Genomic DNA, 959 nt, shown 5'->3' on the forward strand with positions numbered 1-959 from the left:
ATCATCTAAAAATTACTTCCCGAATCTGGGTCTAATTGTGTAGTTCCAGTTCGGGCAAATATCATGTCTTTGGATCATTAACAATTTCATTTCTTCGTCAGTAACAGAAAGCCCTTTTTCATAGGTTTTGTCAAAAGATGTGGCTTGCACAGTCAAGCCGGTTCTTGTTGATGTTTGTCGCAAACCGTCCAACAAAACGTCGTAAGAAGTCAGCGGCGTTCCTGCCCATGTCCGACTAATCTGACTGAACAGGCGGTGCTCAATTGGGTTCCATTTTGAAGCACCGGTTGGATAATGGCAAACCGTCACAGCAAGCCCAAATCGGTCTGAGATATTGACTTGCAATTGTTCTTTCCAACGCCGCGGTCTACAACCATTGCTCCCTCCGGCATCGGCAAGCAGGAGCAGTTCCGGGGCGTTGAGATAATGCTTCATGCCAAAGTTTTGCCACCACCATGCAATGACATTCACAGCAAACTCTGGCGTATCTGCTGATTTTCCAACGGCGACATAGCCTGAATTTTGAGCCAAATCATAGATACCGTAAGGACGAGCTTGCCCTTCAGCATAGCTGGGAAAATCATGCGTATTGACTGCTTGTGCGCTTTTCGTCCATTGCGTACCTCGGTTGTAGAAATCACCGATCAGTTCTTTCTTCTTTGCATCAATACTGATGCAAGGCCATCCGGCTTTCAAAAAAGCGTCTCGTTGGCTGAACAAGTATCTAAATTGCTTGTCTCGATCCGGATGCGGTTTCGGATGTAGCCGTTTCACATTGCTTTTCGGGCGTATCTTTTCCTTCTTGAGAAGGCGCCGGATGGTTTCACAACATAGATGCTTCGCTTTTTGTTCATATAGCGCTTGTCTGATTTTTGCCAAACTTTGACGCACCCACAGTGAACCCTCTTGCGGGTCTCCTGCAAGATCATCCTGCACGATTTCGGCTAGCTCTTGCTCGA

The 959-nt window shown here is 46.7% G+C and carries 1 protein-coding gene; it reads right to left on the reverse strand.

All coding sequences use genetic code 11. From position 1 onward, the window contains the following. Nucleotides 1-12 precede the first annotated feature (12 nt). Nucleotides 13-959, reverse strand: a 947-nt coding sequence (locus AC3DOM_RS17735; RefSeq protein WP_487920369.1) for an ISAzo13 family transposase, incomplete at its 5' end; no start/stop codon positions are given.

The sequence above is a fragment of the Candidatus Desulfolinea nitratireducens genome (genome assembly GCF_982879505.1).